The organism is Polynucleobacter sp. 15G-AUS-farblos (genome assembly GCF_018882445.1).
Classification (GTDB): Bacteria; Pseudomonadota; Gammaproteobacteria; order Burkholderiales; family Burkholderiaceae; genus Polynucleobacter.
Genome location: NZ_JACVOM010000004.1, coordinates 83063 through 98101, shown reverse-complemented (window position 1 = coordinate 98101; position 15039 = coordinate 83063). Strand labels below are relative to the sequence as shown.

Sequence of the window (15039 nt, the reverse complement as noted above, 5' to 3'; positions counted from 1 at the left end):
TCCTTAGGAGTTCACCATGATCAACTTGTTCGTCCTGCAAAATGGCCGCCTCTCTCAAGAGCAAGTGGAAGATCGCAATGAATTGTTGCAATATGCCAATCCTATCTGGATCGACGTCGTTGATCCAGAGGAAGAGGAGCTCATTTGGATTAAAGAGGCTTTTGGCGTACTTTTGCCTGAGTTGGATGACTTAGGTGACTTAGAGGCATCTGCTCGATATTTTGAAGCTGATGATGGCCATCTCCATATTCGCACCGATTTTTTATTGGATGAAGATGAAACATCACGCAACGTACGCGTGGCGTTTGTACTCACTAAACAAGTGCTGTTCTCCATTCATGATGAAGATCTTCCTGTATTCCGTCTGGTGCGCTTACGTGCCCGCTTACGTCCAGGCTCAGTCAGTAATGCAAAAGATGTATTGCTCGATTTGTATTCCACAGATGCCGAATACTCTGCAGATGCACTCGAAGAAGTTTATGAAAATCTTGAGCATGCGGGTAAGCGCGTTCTTTCTGATGATATTAATGATGCTGATGCTGCGGAAGTTTTAGAAACGATTGCAACAGAAGAAGATACTAACGGCCGTATTCGACGTAATGTCATGGATACCCGCAGAGCCCTATCTTTTTTGATGCGCAGCAAGTTGCTCTCGGATGAACAGCAAGAAGAAGCGCGTCAAATTTTGCGTGACATTGACTCTTTAGAAAACCATACGGCATTCTTGTTCGACAAGATTAACTTCTTGATGGATGCTACGGTTGGTTTTATTAATTTGAACCAATCGAAGATTATTAAGATCTTCTCGGTGGTATCTGTCGCCTTAATGCCGCCTACCTTATTGGCCAGTATCTGGGGTATGAACTACAAACATATGCCAGAGTTAGATGCTACTTGGGGTTACCCGATGGCTATCGGGGCCATGCTTGTTTCCGCACTCATTCCACTCTTCTATTTCCACAGCAAAGGCTGGATGAAGTAATTATTGCTGTGCGGATTTAAGTAAAGCGAGTAATTCAGAGAGGGCGTAATGTGTTGCTTGTAAGCGCACAGCTTGCCGATCTCCTTGAAAGACCTTGGTAGTGCAGAGGGTTTCCGATACACCTGCTGCGTTTTGAATAGACCATCCAAAGCACACTGTTCCCACTGGCTTTTCTGCTGAACCACCGGATGGCCCGGCTATGCCGGTAATGGCAATAGCTGCTTTGACCTTGGCATTCCTCAGCGCGCCTTCAGCCATTGCTTTAGCCACGGGTTCGCTTACAGCCCCAAAAGAGCTGAGTAATTCCGTTGAAACGCCAAGGCACTCTGTTTTAGCTTGATTGCTGTAGGTGATGTAACCACGTTCAAACCAGTCGCTTGAACCTGCTAGCTCCGTCAATGTCGCGCATACCAGACCGCCAGTACAGGACTCAGCAAGGGCGATTTTCCAACCCTGAGGAACTAAAACACCAGCGAGTTCTTTTGCAATATTGAGCGCATTCATATTTTCTTTATCTAGTTCTATTCTTAGAGAATCCATGCTTGTACTAATGCAATGATCAAGAGCGTGAAGAATGCCGCTGCAAGATCATCCACCATGATTCCCAATCCTCGCCATAGGATTTGAATCATCGTAGAAGGTGTGTTGACATCGCCTTCCAGTTTTTTAAAGTGGCGATCGATCATTCCGATTGGCCCAGGTTTGACTGCATCGAAAAAACGAAAGAGTGCAAATGCTAAGCCTTGCATCCAGAGAGAAGCGGGCATGATAAAAATCAGCACCAACCAAAATGCAATGATTTCATCCCAGACTATTCCGCCAAAATCTTTCTTTCCCAACTCTTCACTAACCTGACCACAAACCCAGCAACCCAATAAAAATCCACCACCGATAATCCATAAAAAATCTTCGGTAGTGAAGAAATATTCGCCAACTAAGAATGCTGCCCAAGCCCAAAGAGTGCCGGCAGTGCCAGGTGCCACGGGGCTTAGACCGCTACCGAAACCAAAGGCGATCGTGCGCCCAGCAGTTTGGAAAACCCATTTGAAGCTGGGTTTGTTTATAGGGGTATGAATAGTTTGAGACATTATTTAAAGTGGTCAAATGATTTCATCAGTGATAGGGTTTCAGCATCACTTAATGGTTTTCCATCAGAATTCAGTATCTCAATATTCGCTGCATCACTCTTGATTGCTATAGTCTGACCAATGCGGGTGAGAGGTAGATTTAAAGTTTTACTAATGTGTTCGATCGCATCCCGTTGATGCTTGTCTGCAGTAAAGCAAATTTCGTAATCATCACCACCGCAGGCAGCAAATTGATTTTGGATGGATGAATCTTGCTTTAATAAGATTGCTGACTTTGGTAATTGATCAATCCTAATTTGTGCATCCACTTTGGATTGACTGAGGATATGTTTGAGATCACCTAGCAGACCATCAGAAATATCTAAGGCTGCTGTTGCAACACCTCTCAAGTGAGTGCCCAGTTCTACTCTAGGGATGGGTTGGTGCATGCGATGTTCTATTTGTTTGAGGTCGACTTCGGGTAGTGAAATTTCATGACGCAGTGCAGCAAGCGCTAATCTGGCATCTCCTAATTCTCCTGAAACCCAAATGTCATCGCCAGGCTTTGCCCCTGATCTTTGTATGGCTTCTCCTTTAGGGAGGGTGCCCAATGCCGTAATGGAAATGGTGAGTGGCCCTGCAGTGGTATCGCCCCCAATGAGCGAGCAGGAAAATTGTTTTGCAATAGAAAACAGACCCTTGCTAAAGGCCTCAAGCCAGACCTGATCAGCATCCGGTAGTGCCAAAGCCAAGGTAAATCCTAGTGGCGTGGCACCCATAGCAGCTAGGTCTGAAAGATTGACTGCTAGGGCTTTACGGCCCAATAGCTCTGGGTCGGCACCAACAAAAAAATGCCTTCCTTCCACAAGCATATCGGTGGTGATAGCGATTTCCTCATTAGAGGAGGCTTGAATCAGCGCGCAGTCATCTCCAATGCCCAAACCAATTTCGGATTTTGGATTCATAGCATCGGCGCCCGTTTTAAAAAAACGTTGAATTAGCTCAAATTCGCCAATGGGGTCTGATGAAGAATGCATGCCTCATTTTAGGCTGTCGGCAGTCTGACATCTGAGAGGAATAGAATTAGAGGCTTAAATACGTCCATATCTAAGAGTTAGTTGATGAGCAAAGAAAATACTAAAGACCAACAAATTGCGGCCCTCAGAGAGGCTGCATTGCAATATCACGAGTTTCCGACTCCAGGAAAGATTGAGATTGCCCCTACTAAGCAACTAACTAACCAACGCGATTTAGCACTTGCTTACACTCCAGGTGTTGCAGCTCCTTGCGAAGAAATTGTAAAAGATCCAGCGAATGCATTTAAGTACACTGCCCGTGGAAATTTAGTTGGCGTCATCACTAATGGAACCGCTGTACTTGGTTTAGGAAATATTGGACCACTGGCAAGTAAGCCGGTGATGGAAGGTAAAGCAGTTCTCTTTAAGAAATTTGCTGGTATTGATGTTTTTGATATCGAAGTAAATGAGAACGATCCAGACAAATTAGTAGAAATTATTGCTGCATTAGAGCCAACGTTTGGCGGTATCAATTTAGAAGATATTAAAGCGCCTGATTGTTTCGTCGTCGAGCGTAAGTTACAAGCGCGCATGAAGATCCCGGTCTTTCATGATGACCAACATGGCACTGCGATTGTGGTGGCGGCAGCGATTCTGAATGGCTTAAAAGTCGTTGGCAAAGATATTGGCAATGTGAAGCTGGTGACCTCTGGCGCTGGCGCTGCTGCATTAGCGTGTTTAGATCTCTTGGTAGATCTCGGTATTCCACGTAAAAATATTTGGGTAACAGACTTAGCTGGCGTGGCCTATAAGGGACGTAAAGAGCTGATGGATCCTGAGAAGGAGCCATTCTGCCAAGAGACTGATTTGAGAACACTTGATCAAGCAATTGAAGGAGCAGATATTTTCTTGGGTCTTTCCGCTGGTGGCGTACTCAAGCAAGACATGGTCAAGAAGATGGCTGATAAGCCATTGGTTTACGCCTTAGCAAATCCAACCCCTGAGATTCTTCCTGAAGAAGTAAAGGCTGTTCGTCCAGATGCGGTGATGGCAACAGGTCGTACAGATTACCCAAATCAAGTGAACAATGTTTTGTGCTTTCCGTTTATTTTCCGCGGTGCCTTGGATGTGGGGGCTACCACCATTACCCGTGGCATGGAAGTGGCTGCCGTTAAGGCCGTGGCGGAGTTAGCTCAGGCTGAGCAAAGCGAAGTAGTAGCCTCTGTTTATGGCATTGAGAATCTCTCATTTGGCCCAGAGTATTTAATTCCGAAACCATTTGATCCCCGTTTGATTACGGTGATTGCCCCAGCCGTTGCTAAAGCGGCAATGGATGACGGCGTAGCCTTACGCCCAATCAAAGATTTTGATGCATATCGTAATCAGTTGCAGCAATTTGTGTACCACTCCGGTACTTTGATGAAGCCTTTGTTTAGCATTGCTAAGCGAGTGCCTGCGAATCAAAAACGGATCGTATTTGCTGAGGGCGAAGACGAGCGGGTATTACGTGCAGTGCAAATCATTATTGATGAACACCTGGCCACGCCAATCTTAATTGGTCGTCCGGCTGTGATTGAGCACCGTATTGAAAAATTTGGTTTGCGCATGAAGGCTGGTGACGACTTTGAGGTTGTTAACCCAGAAAATGATTCACGTTTCCGTGATTTCTGGCAAACCTATTTGTCGATGACTGAGCGTAAAGGTGTAACGGAATCATTTGCCAAGTTGGAAATGCGTCGTCGCAATAGTTTGATTGGTTCCATCATGATCATCAAGGATATGGCTGATGGCATGATTTGTGGAACAGTCGGTAATTCAGCAACCCATTTGAAATATATTGATGAAGTGGTTGGTCAAGAACCTGGCGCAAATGTTTATGGCGCTATGTCAGGATTAATTCTTCCAGGACGCCAAGTGTTCTTGGTAGATACCCATATCAATCTTGATCCCACAGCGGAAGAGTTGGCTGAGCTGACTTTAATGGCCGCTAGTGAAATGCGTAAGCTTGGGCTGGTGCCTAAAGTAGCTTTGCTCTCACACTCCAATTTTGGTTCAAGCAACGCACCTTCCGCAATTAAGATGCGCGAAGTGTTGGCATTAATTCAGAAGGCAGCACCAGATTTGGAAGTGGATGGTGAGATGCATGGCGATAGCGCTTTGGATGCCACTATTCGTGCGGGCGCAGTAACAAGCTCTCCATTGAAAGGCGATGCTAATTTGTTAGTTCTTCCTAATATTGATGCTGCCAACATTTCCTACAATCTCCTCAAGACAGCTGCAGGGAATGGAATTGCAATTGGCCCCTTGTTGTTAGGCGTAGCAAAACCAATCCATATCTTGACCCCAGCTGCTACTGTCCGCAGGATTGTCAACGTGACCACTTTGGCCGTAGTAGAGGCGGCAAGCAACGCCAGAGGTATTTCCTAGGGGGCTGTTATGTATGTAGGTTAGCAATAACTTACATATATTTTTCCTATATAAATCAACGACTTATATAAAATGTACTGTATTTGGGCTTGATTTGATGGCGTGATAAGGGTAACCTAGCATCCATCATGAATAATCGCTCTGAAAACAGCAGTACAGCCAGCTTCGACGAACATAGCCGTGCTGAAAGTTGGGACAGCAATGATCGTTTAGAAACCGAATCATCCGCTGCCAATATTTACGCGCAAGGCGGTTTGTCTCGTTTACAAACCTATGCAGCAAATCAAGTTTCGGGGAAAAAAGTGACAGCTTCTTGGCGTGCCGCTTTGGCCGTTCGCGATGCCGGACCGCCGGCAATGTTGCGCAGTGTGCGCACAAATATCGTGCAATCTATCCGCGCTTTCCGTACTCCAGATTTACAAGAGGCGGCTACTGAGCTCGGACAGCATTTCATTTACGCAAATTGTGCCAATGCAATGACTAAAGGGGAAGTTTTAGAGTCCATTGCAATTGCATATTCATTTACTAAGCAGCAGGCTAAGAATTTTGATCCTTTATTGGATGCCTTGACAACTACTGTAGACAAGTCTGGCCCCCAGCCTGGATTTGTAGTGGTGCTTGAAGGTTTGCCTTGCACTCAGAAGTTTGACAAAGAAGCACGTGAAACACTTTTAGATGTTTTCCGTGATGCTGTAGATTTCTGGGCAGAGCGCCGTACACCTTATCGCGTCTTCTACTCTTTTGCCTAAAGCGCCAGTTTTAGGAAACAGCCAGAATCGCCTCTACTTGAGGCGAATTTGCATTTCAGGGTTCCATACGCTATGCACGGCTGTAATCGCCACCACGCCAGCCGTTTCAGTCCTCAGCACCCGTTCACCCAAAGAAACCATTTGATAGCCTGCAGCCTGGGCTAAAGCCTCCTCTTCGGGTGAATGACCTCCCTCAGGTCCAATCATGACAATTACATCCTGTGGCGCATTCTCTAGCAGGACTGAATACATGCTTTGAGTTGCATCTGGAGTCAAAAGGAGTTTGAGTTTTGGCTTGGGACTGGCTTTTAAAAAAGCTTCAAAGGTTTGAATGGGCTCCAGTTCAGTGAAAACCGTTCGATCACATTGTTCGCAGGCTGCCTGAATAATTCCGCGCCAATGAATCAGTCGCTTTTGAGCGCGTTCCGCATCGCTTGAACGGGTGAGTTTGATAACTGAGCGTTCGCACTGTAATGGCGCAATGATTTGAGCACCAGTTTCAACCGCTTTTTCCACAATCCAATCCATTTTGTCTCCACCAGCCAGCCCTTGAGCCAAGGTGATGGCATAGGATGTCTCACGATGGGTGTCAGTGCGGATATTGCTCAACGCGGCTTGACCCGTCTTTCCGGTCAAAGAGAGTAGTGTGGCCTCGCCAATTTGGCCCTTTCCATCAAATATTGGGAAAGTTTCCCCAATTTGAATGCGTCGAACACGTAAATGGTGGGCGAGCTCAGGAGTGAGGATGTTTGGCTTTTGGGAATCCCATGGCCCGGGAAGATAAAATTGAGGCATTACTGAAATATAGCCAATTTATTTTCCTCGAGACCACTTTTACGATGTCAAACCTTCAAATTCGCATGGCCAATGCCATTCGCGCCTTATCCATGGATGCAGTTCAGCAGGCTAATTCAGGACATCCTGGAATGCCAATGGGTATGGCTGATATTGCTGTTGGACTTTGGAATGAGCATTTGCAACATAATCCAACCGATCCACATTGGATGAATCGCGATCGTTTTGTTTTGTCTAACGGTCATGGCTCGATGTTGCTGTATTCGCTTCTCCATTTAACGGGCTACGATTTAGCAATTGATGAATTAAAAAATTTCCGTCAACTGCATAGCAAAACTCCAGGGCATCCAGAATATGGAATCACACCAGGCATTGAAACCACTACGGGTCCTTTAGGTCAGGGAATTTCAAATGCAGTTGGCATGGCGCTGGCAGAAAAGTTACTGGCTGAAGAATTTAATCGCCCTGGACACAAGATTGTTGATCACTTTACTTATGTATTTTTAGGTGACGGTTGTTTGATGGAAGGTATAAGTCATGAAGTGTGTTCATTGGCTGGAACCTTAAAGTTAAACAAGTTGATTGCTTTATGGGATGACAACGGCATTTCGATTGACGGTAAAGTGGTTTCTTGGTTTAACGAAGATACGCCAAAACGTTTTGAAGCTTATGGTTGGAATGTCATTCGTGATGTTGATGGGCATGATGCTGAAGCGATATCTGCTGCGATTACAAAGGCTAAGAAGAGCGATAAACCCACCCTGATCTGCTGTAAGACCGCCATTGGCCAGGGTTCACCCAATATGGCAGGCAGCGATAAAGTACATGGTTCTCCATTGGGGGCGACTGAAATTGCGGCAACTCGAGTAGCTTTGAATTGGCCTTATGCACCCTTTGAAGTTCCGAAAGATATTTATGCTGCTTGGGATTTTAAAAAGCGTGGACAAGCACTTGAGCATGATTGGAACAAACAATTTCAGGCTTATAAAAATAAATACCCAGAGCTTGCCTCTGAATTGCAACGTCGTATGCAAGGTGATTTATCAAAAGATTTTTCAGCTACCTTAAATGCGTATCTGAAATCTTGTGAATTAAAAGCAGAAACCGTCGCTACACGTAAGGCGAGTCAAAATGCGATTGAAGCATTGGCTCCGGCTGTTCCAGAATTTATGGGTGGCTCTGCTGACTTAACTGGATCAAATTTAACCAACTGGTCTACATGCAAACCAGTACGTGGTGATCAATGGGGTAATCATATTAATTACGGTGTTCGTGAGTTTGGTATGAGTGCGATCATGAATGGAATCGCCTTGCATGGTGGTTACATTCCGTTTGGTGGCACATTCTTAACCTTCTCTGATTACAGTCGTAACGCCCTGCGTATGGCCGCATTGATGAAGTTACGCAGCATCTTTGTCTTTACTCACGATTCGATCGGCTTGGGCGAGGACGGGCCAACCCACCAATCAGTCGAGCAGGTTGCTAGCCTACGTTTAATCCCGAATCTGATGGTTTGGCGGCCTTGTGACACCACTGAGAGTGGGGTTGCCTGGGGTGCAGCAATCGAGCGCAAACATGGCCCAAGCGCCTTAATTTTTAGCCGCCAGAACTGTCCATTTGTTTCTCGTAGTGCTGCTCAAGTTAAAGAGATTGCTCGTGGCGGCTATGTTTTGCGTGATCCAAAGTCAGCCAAGATTGATGCGGTGATTATTGCCACCGGCTCAGAAGTCGCGCTTGCTTTGCAAACCGCACAACAGTTAGAAAAAGATGGCTTGGGTGTTCGAGTGGTTTCAATGCCTTCAACTACTGTCTTTGATCAACAAGATGCCGCTTACAAAGCAAAAGTATTGCCAGCGAATATTCCGCGTATTGCCGTTGAGGCTGGTGTCAGTGATTTTTGGTGGAAATATGGATGTGCTGCTGTGCATGGTGTAGATACCTTTGGTGAGTCTGCTCCAGCACCACAGCTATATGAGTATTTTGGTTTAACGAGTGATCAGATTGCAAAAACAGTAAAGCAATGTATTGCTCAGTAAAGAATTCGTGAATTTAATATTTGTAAGGGGAATGGAATGACAATTAATGTCGCAATTAATGGTTATGGACGTATTGGCCGCATGGTATTGCGCGCCTTGTATGAAGACCAGGTGAACGGCAAACCTAGAAGGGATATCAAGATTGTGGCTATTAATGCCATGGGTGATATCGATATCAATGCACACCTTACCCAATATGACTCTGCGCACGGACGTTTTCCTGCAGAGGTGAAGGTTGATGGCGACTGCATGGTGGTTAATGGTGATCGAATCAAAATGTTCTCAACTCGCAATCCAGCAGAGACCCCATGGGGTGAGTTGGGTGTGGATTTAGTTTTAGAGTGCACTGGCAAATTTACTTCTAAAGAAAAAGCCATGATTCACATTCAACAGGGTGCTAAGAAGGTATTAATTTCTGCTCCTGGTGAAAAAGATGTGGACGCTACGATTGTTTATGGCGTTAATCAAAATGTATTGAAGCCAGGTGATGTTGTTGTTTCTAATGCGAGTTGCACCACCAACTGTTTGGCACCGCTTGTAAAGCCGCTCTTGGAAAAAATTGGTATTGAATCTGGCCTGATGACCACGATCCATGCCTTTACCAACGACCAAGTATTAACAGACGTGTATCACAAGGATATGCGCCGCGCGCGTTCAGCTGTAACAAGCATGATTCCAACGAAGACTGGCGCTGCAAAAGCAGTTGGTTTGGTATTGCCTGCTTTGGCCGGTCGCTTCGATGGTTTTGCAATGCGCGTTCCAGTGATTAACGTTTCCGTAGTGGACTTAACTTTCGCCGCTAGCCGCGCTACAAGCGTGGATGAAGTCAATGCTATCTTGAAGACTGCAAGCGAAGGCGAACTGAAGGGTATTTTGGGCTTTAATACCCTGCCTTTGGTTTCGATCGACTTTAACCATGATCCACGCCCAAGTATTTACGATGCCTCACAAACTCGCGTTTCAGCTGATGGCAAATTGGTCAAAGTATTGGCTTGGTATGACAATGAATGGGGTTATTCAGTACAAATGCTCAATGCTGCAGAGGCTTTAATGGCGGTTAAGTAAATAAAAGTCGTTAAAAGTAGCTATCTGCTGCTAAAAGTTACGTAAATAAGATAGTTATTTGGGTTATCAATAAAAAAGACCTCGATTTGAGGTCTTTTTTGTATTAAGAATCAGTAAAAGTAGCTAACTGTGGCTATTTTTGCTTATTTCGGCAGTTTTTCTTCTGGCAATGGCCGTACATGGCTAAAGAATGCTCTTGGAGCTTAAATCCTAGGCCTTTTGCAATATCGCGCTGCCTTTTCTCAATCGCTTCGTCTACAAACTCTTCAACGTGACCACAGTCTAGGCAAACCAGATGGTCATGATGTTGCCCTTCATTGAGCTCGTAGATCGCTCTGCTGTCGCCCTTGCTCGACTCAAAATGGCTACGCAATAAAAGACCTGCTTGCTCAAACTGAGTTAATACTCGATAAACGGTAGCTAAGCCGATTTCTTGATCCTCTTTGGCAAGCGCCATAAAGACATCTTCTGCGCTGAAATGAGTGCCCCCATTTTGGTGGAAAAAATCCAAGATTTTCATACGAGGACCGGTAGCTTTAAGGCCGATATCTCTTAAATCTGCTGGTGATGGGTTTTGGTTCGTAGTCATGGCTTTGGGAGCTAAAATCAATGTCTTAATGATACGGCCAGCCATGCAAAATTGCCTTGTACTTTTTAGTCGCTTTTTGAACCCCTTTTTAAAGGGGGATTATGCCCCCTCACGTTCGGCTTTGATGGCTGCTGCCTTTTTGGGTTTTTTAAGTCTAGGCGGATGTACCTCGGCTGTAGATGATCATCAACGCGCCTGGATGAATACGATTTTTAGGCCTTATGTTCCTGATGTAGTTCAGGGCAACTTTATTTCGAGTGAGCAGTATGCCAAGCTAAAGCTAGGGATGACACGTGAGCAGGTGCGTCAAGTTTTAGGAACGCCTTTGCTGGCTAGTTATTTCCACGCCAATCGCTGGGACTATGTATTTGAATTTAAGCGTGCTGGACAGCCTATTGGTAGTGAGCGTCGTGTCACTGTCTTTTTTGATGGCGACAAAGTGGTGAAGTTTAATGGAGATGCTCTGCCAACCGAAGTCGAGATGGTGGCAGAGATTGATAATTACGCAAAACAAAAACGCTCATTCTGGGAAATTTTTACCGGCAGCAACAAGCCGCCTGTAACACCGCCTTTGCAGCAGCCTGAGCTGTTAGTGCCTAGCCCAACGAATAATTTACCTCCAGCAGCAAAAGCTCCAGAGATTAAAACTCCACAGGTAAGTGATAGCGCAGCCCCTTCAACCAATTTGGTAACTGAATCCGCTGGCTCGGAAGCGCCGACACCATTAAAGACTCAGTAATTCAATTCTGAAGCAGTGTCCACTTAATACATTAATAACAAAGCGAAGAAATTCATGATGAAGATTGCAATAGCTGGAGCCACGGGTCGCATGGGCAAGATGTTGATCGAGGCGGTACTCAATACCCCGGATGCTCAATTGGTTGGTGCCTTGGAGCACACGTCATGCCCACAGCTGGGTGAAGATGCAGGCGCTTTCTTGGGCAAGAAAACGGGCGTGATGATTTCTGCGGATGTATCTCAGGTTTTAAGTGGCGCCGAGTTTCTCATTGATTTCACAAGGCCCGAGGGAACGATGTCGCATTTAGCAGTAGCTGAAAAAACAGGTACCAAGATGGTGATTGGCACTACTGGTTTGAGTGCCGATCAAATTGCTAGCTTGAAGACGGCTTCAGCAAAGTTGGCTATTGTGTTTGCGCCGAATATGAGTGTTGGGGTGAATGCCACTTTCAAGCTCCTCGAGATTGCTGCAAAGATGTTGAATCAGGGATACGACATTGAAATTATTGAGGCGCATCATCGCCACAAAGTAGATGCTCCTTCTGGAACTGCGCTCAAGATGGGCGAAGTCATTGCGGATGCGCTTGGTGAAAAATTAGATGATGTCGCTGTGTATGCTCGAGAAGGTCATACCGGTGAGCGCAAAGAAGGTTCGATTGGCTTTGCCACGATTCGTGGTGGTGACATTGTGGGTGATCACACTGTCTTATTTGCAGGTGATGGCGAGCGTATTGAAATTAGCCATAAATCAACTAGTCGCCAATCTTATGCGCAAGGTTCCTTACGCGCAGCCCGTTTTTTGCAGAACCAAACTTCAGGCATGTTCGATATGCAAGATGTTTTGGGGTTGCGTAAGTAATCAATTAATACCTATAGAAGAAAAGAGCTGTATTACATGAGCAAGGATTACGACTACCGTCGCATTGAAGCAGCAGCGCAGGCTGATTGGGATAGCGCCAAAGTCTATGAAGTAAAAGAGGACGCGGTAGATGCTGCTGGTCAAAAAAAGCCAAAGTATTACGCTTGCTCGATGTTGCCTTACCCATCTGGAAAACTACATATGGGTCATGTACGCAACTACACCATCAATGACGTGATGTCCCGTCAGTTGCGGATGCAGGGCTATAACGTGTTGATGCCCATGGGTTGGGATGCTTTTGGTATGCCAGCTGAAAACGCTGCGATTCAGAATAAGGTACCACCCGCTCAATGGACTTACGACAACATTGCTTATATGAAAAAGCAAATGGCTGCGATGGGTCTTGCTATCGATTGGTCAAGAGAAGTCGCTACCTGTAGTCCTGACTACTATCGTTGGAATCAGTGGCTCTTTTTGAAGATGTTGGAAAAAGGGATTGCCTATCGCAAGACCCAAGTGGTCAATTGGGATCCGATTGATCAAACTGTATTAGCAAACGAGCAAGTGATTGATGGTCGTGGTTGGCGGTCTGGGGCTTTAGTTGAAAAGCGTGAAATTCCGGGTTACTACTTCAACATTACGGCTTATGCCGAGCAGTTACTTGAAGGGCTAGATGGATTGGGCTGGCCTGAGCGCGTCAAAACTATGCAACAAAATTGGATTGGCAAAAGTCGTGGTGTGCGTTTTGCTTTTAAGCATGAAATCCCTGCTGAGGATGGCAGGTACATTCAAGATGGTTTGCTCTATGTATTTACTACACGTGCAGACACAATTATGGGTGTGACCTTTTGTGCTGTTGCTGCTGAGCATCCATTGGCAACAAAAGCTGCGGCCAATAATCCAGCACTGGCTGCCTTTATTGAGAAATGCAAAACCGGTAGCGTGATTGAGGCGGATTTAGCCACCCAAGAAAAAGAGGGTATGTTCACCGGTCTTTATGTAACCCATCCTTTGACTCATGAACAGGTGCCAGTTTGGGTTGGTAACTACGTATTGATGTCCTACGGCGATGGTGCTGTGATGGGTGTGCCAGCACACGATGAGCGTGATTTTGCATTTGCCCTGAAATATCAGCTTCCGATTAAACAAGTGATTGCGCTAAAGGGTGAGTCACCGATGTTTAATGCAACCCGTTGGGAAGACTGGTATGCACAAAAAGAAGATGTGGTTTGCTTAAATAGTAATCAGTTTGATGGCATGTCTCATGAGGAGGCCGTCAGTGCTGTTGCTAGAGAATTAGAAAAGTTGGGTGTTGGCCAGATCAAGACTACTTATCGTTTGCGTGATTGGGGTATTTCACGTCAACGCTATTGGGGCACACCAATTCCAATTATTCATTGTGGCGATGATGCTCATCCTGGCTGTGGCGCGGTACCAGTTCCTGAGGCAGATTTACCAGTAGTTCTGCCAGAAGATTGCGTACCTGATGGCAGCGGCAATCCCCTCAATAAGCGCGCTGATTTTTTAAATGTAAAGTGTCCGAAGTGTGGCAAGCCTGCGCGTCGTGAAACCGACACGATGGATACCTTTGTAGATTCTTCCTGGTACTTCATGCGCTACACCGGTCCTGATGCTAAGACGATGGTGGATGAGCGTAATGGCTATTGGATGCCAATGGACCAATACATTGGCGGCATTGAGCACGCTATTTTGCATTTGCTCTATGCGCGCTTTTGGACTAAGGTCATGCGCGATTTAAATCTTATTACTTTTTATGAACCGTTTCAGAATTTGTTAACGCAAGGGATGGTTCTTAATGAGACTTATTACTCTGAAGATGCCTCAGGTAAAAAGACTTGGCTCAATCCTTTAGATGTGGAATTGGATCTAGATGAAAAAGGTCGTCCACAAGGTGCCAAATTAAAAGACGGAAGTTCTAGCGCACCCATCATCATTGGTGGCGTAGAAAAGATGTCCAAGAGCAAGAACAATGGTGTTGATCCTCAGGCCTTGATTGATCAGTACGGGGCAGACACCGCTCGTTTATTTGTGATGTTTGCAGCACCTCCTGAGCAACAGCTGGAGTGGTCTGGGGCCGGCGTTGATGGTGCCTCCCGTTTCTTGCGTCGTGTATGGATGTATTCAAGTAGTCAGGCGGATGCATTACGGGCTGCAGGTGATCAGCTGCCAGCCGATCTCAATGATGCTGAAAAAGAATTGCGCCGAGAGGTTCATACGATTCTGAAGCAGGCGAATTTTGATTACCAGCGTCGTCAATACAATACGGTGGTTTCTGCTGCGATGAAGATGCTCAATGTACTTGAGCCTATGAAGTTGGATCAAGCATCCTCTATCAGTGCGCCTGTTCTTCGAGAGTGCCTCAGTATTTTGTTGCGCGTCCTCTATCCAGTGGTGCCACATTTAACCCATGTACTCTGGAAAGAGATTGGCTACGATAAAAATAATGGCCCTTTGCTGGATGCCCCATGGCCAGCTGTAGATGAATCTGCATTAGTGCAAACCGAAATCACCTTGATGCTGCAGATCAATGGCAAATTGCGTGGTGATATTCGGGTGCCTGCTGATGCTGGTAAGGATCAGATTGAGGCATTGGCATTACAAAGCGAGCCGGCTGTGAAGGCTTTAAATGGCGGGGCGCCTAAAAAGATCATTGTGGTACCTGGTCGCTTAGTCAATATTGTTGCTTAGCTTGTAG

The 15039-nt window shown here is 45.8% G+C and carries 13 protein-coding genes; 8 read left to right on the top strand and 5 right to left on the bottom strand.

Annotation, left to right across the window (positions count from 1 at the left end; all coding sequences use genetic code 11):
• Window positions 1–16: 16 nt before the first annotated feature.
• Window positions 17–982, top strand: a complete 966-nt coding sequence (gene corA, locus ICN41_RS07450; protein ID WP_216292317.1) for a magnesium/cobalt transporter CorA — start codon at window positions 17–19, stop codon at window positions 980–982.
• Here the strand turns inward: corA and ICN41_RS07445 are convergent, their stop codons facing one another.
• The 3 genes from ICN41_RS07445 to thiL are packed head-to-tail and all read right to left on the bottom strand — an operon-like array spanning window position 983 to window position 3086.
• The gene (locus ICN41_RS07445) at window positions 983–1522 is read right to left on the bottom strand and encodes a CinA family protein (protein WP_255537937.1); all 540 of its coding nucleotides are present in this window, start codon (window positions 1520–1522) and stop codon (window positions 983–985) included.
• Window positions 1510–2070 (bottom strand): phosphatidylglycerophosphatase A, encoded by a 561-nt coding sequence (locus ICN41_RS07440; RefSeq protein WP_216292316.1) that lies wholly within the window; start codon window positions 2068–2070, stop codon window positions 1510–1512. The genes ICN41_RS07445 and ICN41_RS07440 overlap by 13 nt, the downstream gene beginning before the upstream one ends.
• Window positions 2070–3086, bottom strand: a complete 1017-nt coding sequence (gene thiL / locus ICN41_RS07435; protein WP_216292315.1) for a thiamine-phosphate kinase — start codon at window positions 3084–3086, stop codon at window positions 2070–2072. Before thiL ends, ICN41_RS07440 begins: the two co-directional genes overlap by 1 nt.
• Before the next feature lie 84 nt (window positions 3087–3170).
• Here thiL and ICN41_RS07430 point away from each other — a divergent pair, with 84 nt between their 5' ends.
• Together ICN41_RS07430 and ICN41_RS07425 are read left to right on the top strand one after the other, a co-directional pair.
• Window positions 3171–5492: an NADP-dependent malic enzyme gene (locus tag ICN41_RS07430; protein WP_216292314.1), complete on the top strand. Its 2322-nt coding sequence runs from the start codon at window positions 3171–3173 to the stop codon at window positions 5490–5492.
• A 128-nt stretch (window positions 5493–5620) separates the two neighbouring features.
• Window positions 5621–6241 carry a barstar family protein gene (locus ICN41_RS07425; RefSeq protein ID WP_216292313.1) on the top strand — a complete coding sequence of 207 codons (621 nt, stop codon included), beginning with the start codon at window positions 5621–5623 and terminating at the stop codon, window positions 6239–6241.
• Between the two features lie 33 nt (window positions 6242–6274).
• Here the strand turns inward: ICN41_RS07425 and ICN41_RS07420 are convergent, their stop codons facing one another.
• Complete coding sequence (locus ICN41_RS07420) at window positions 6275–7036, bottom strand: 16S rRNA (uracil(1498)-N(3))-methyltransferase (protein WP_216292312.1); 762 nt, start codon at window positions 7034–7036, stop codon at window positions 6275–6277.
• A gap of 44 nt (window positions 7037–7080) precedes the next feature.
• Between ICN41_RS07420 and tkt the strand changes: the two genes are divergently transcribed.
• The gene (gene tkt / locus ICN41_RS07415; protein ID WP_216292536.1) at window positions 7081–9072 is read left to right on the top strand and encodes a transketolase; all 1992 of its coding nucleotides are present in this window, start codon (window positions 7081–7083) and stop codon (window positions 9070–9072) included.
• 36 nt (window positions 9073–9108) lie between these two features.
• A complete protein-coding gene (gene gap, locus ICN41_RS07410) occupies window positions 9109–10137 on the top strand; it encodes a type I glyceraldehyde-3-phosphate dehydrogenase (RefSeq protein WP_216292311.1) in 1029 nt (342 codons plus the stop codon).
• Between the two features lie 133 nt (window positions 10138–10270).
• Here the strand turns inward: gap and fur are convergent, their stop codons facing one another.
• Window positions 10271–10726 (bottom strand): ferric iron uptake transcriptional regulator, encoded by a 456-nt coding sequence (gene fur / locus ICN41_RS07405; protein ID WP_216292535.1) that lies wholly within the window; start codon window positions 10724–10726, stop codon window positions 10271–10273.
• Window positions 10727–10769: 43 nt separating this feature from the next.
• Here fur and ICN41_RS07400 point away from each other — a divergent pair, with 43 nt between their 5' ends.
• The 3 genes from ICN41_RS07400 to leuS are packed head-to-tail and all read left to right on the top strand — an operon-like array spanning window position 10770 to window position 15032.
• Complete coding sequence (locus ICN41_RS07400; protein WP_216292310.1) at window positions 10770–11465, top strand: outer membrane protein assembly factor BamE; 696 nt, start codon at window positions 10770–10772, stop codon at window positions 11463–11465.
• Between the two features lie 57 nt (window positions 11466–11522).
• Window positions 11523–12323 carry a 4-hydroxy-tetrahydrodipicolinate reductase gene (gene dapB / locus ICN41_RS07395; RefSeq protein WP_216292534.1) on the top strand — a complete coding sequence of 267 codons (801 nt, stop codon included), beginning with the start codon at window positions 11523–11525 and terminating at the stop codon, window positions 12321–12323.
• Window positions 12324–12359: 36 nt separating this feature from the next.
• A complete protein-coding gene (leuS, locus tag ICN41_RS07390; protein ID WP_216292309.1) occupies window positions 12360–15032 on the top strand; it encodes a leucine--tRNA ligase in 2673 nt (890 codons plus the stop codon).
• Window positions 15033–15039 lie beyond the last annotated feature (7 nt).

Bases quoted from the DNA above. Each gene is read 5' to 3' on its own strand.
- corA (WP_216292317.1), top strand. From the start codon at position 17: ATGATCAACTTGTTCGTCCTGCAAAATGGCCGCCTCTCTCAAGAGCAA.
- ICN41_RS07445 (WP_255537937.1), bottom strand. From the start codon at position 1,522: ATGGATTCTCTAAGAATAGAACTAGATAAAGAAAATATGAATGCGCTC.
- ICN41_RS07440 (WP_216292316.1), bottom strand. From the start codon at position 2,070: ATGTCTCAAACTATTCATACCCCTATAAACAAACCCAGCTTCAAATGG.
- thiL (WP_216292315.1), bottom strand. From the start codon at position 3,086: ATGCATTCTTCATCAGACCCCATTGGCGAATTTGAGCTAATTCAACGT.
- ICN41_RS07430 (WP_216292314.1), top strand. From the start codon at position 3,171: ATGAGCAAAGAAAATACTAAAGACCAACAAATTGCGGCCCTCAGAGAG.
- ICN41_RS07425 (WP_216292313.1), top strand. From the start codon at position 5,621: ATGAATAATCGCTCTGAAAACAGCAGTACAGCCAGCTTCGACGAACAT.
- ICN41_RS07420 (WP_216292312.1), bottom strand. From the start codon at position 7,036: ATGCCTCAATTTTATCTTCCCGGGCCATGGGATTCCCAAAAGCCAAAC.
- tkt (WP_216292536.1), top strand. From the start codon at position 7,081: ATGTCAAACCTTCAAATTCGCATGGCCAATGCCATTCGCGCCTTATCC.
- gap (WP_216292311.1), top strand. From the start codon at position 9,109: ATGACAATTAATGTCGCAATTAATGGTTATGGACGTATTGGCCGCATG.
- fur (WP_216292535.1), bottom strand. From the start codon at position 10,726: ATGACTACGAACCAAAACCCATCACCAGCAGATTTAAGAGATATCGGC.
- ICN41_RS07400 (WP_216292310.1), top strand. From the start codon at position 10,770: ATGCAAAATTGCCTTGTACTTTTTAGTCGCTTTTTGAACCCCTTTTTA.
- dapB (WP_216292534.1), top strand. From the start codon at position 11,523: ATGAAGATTGCAATAGCTGGAGCCACGGGTCGCATGGGCAAGATGTTG.
- leuS (WP_216292309.1), top strand. From the start codon at position 12,360: ATGAGCAAGGATTACGACTACCGTCGCATTGAAGCAGCAGCGCAGGCT.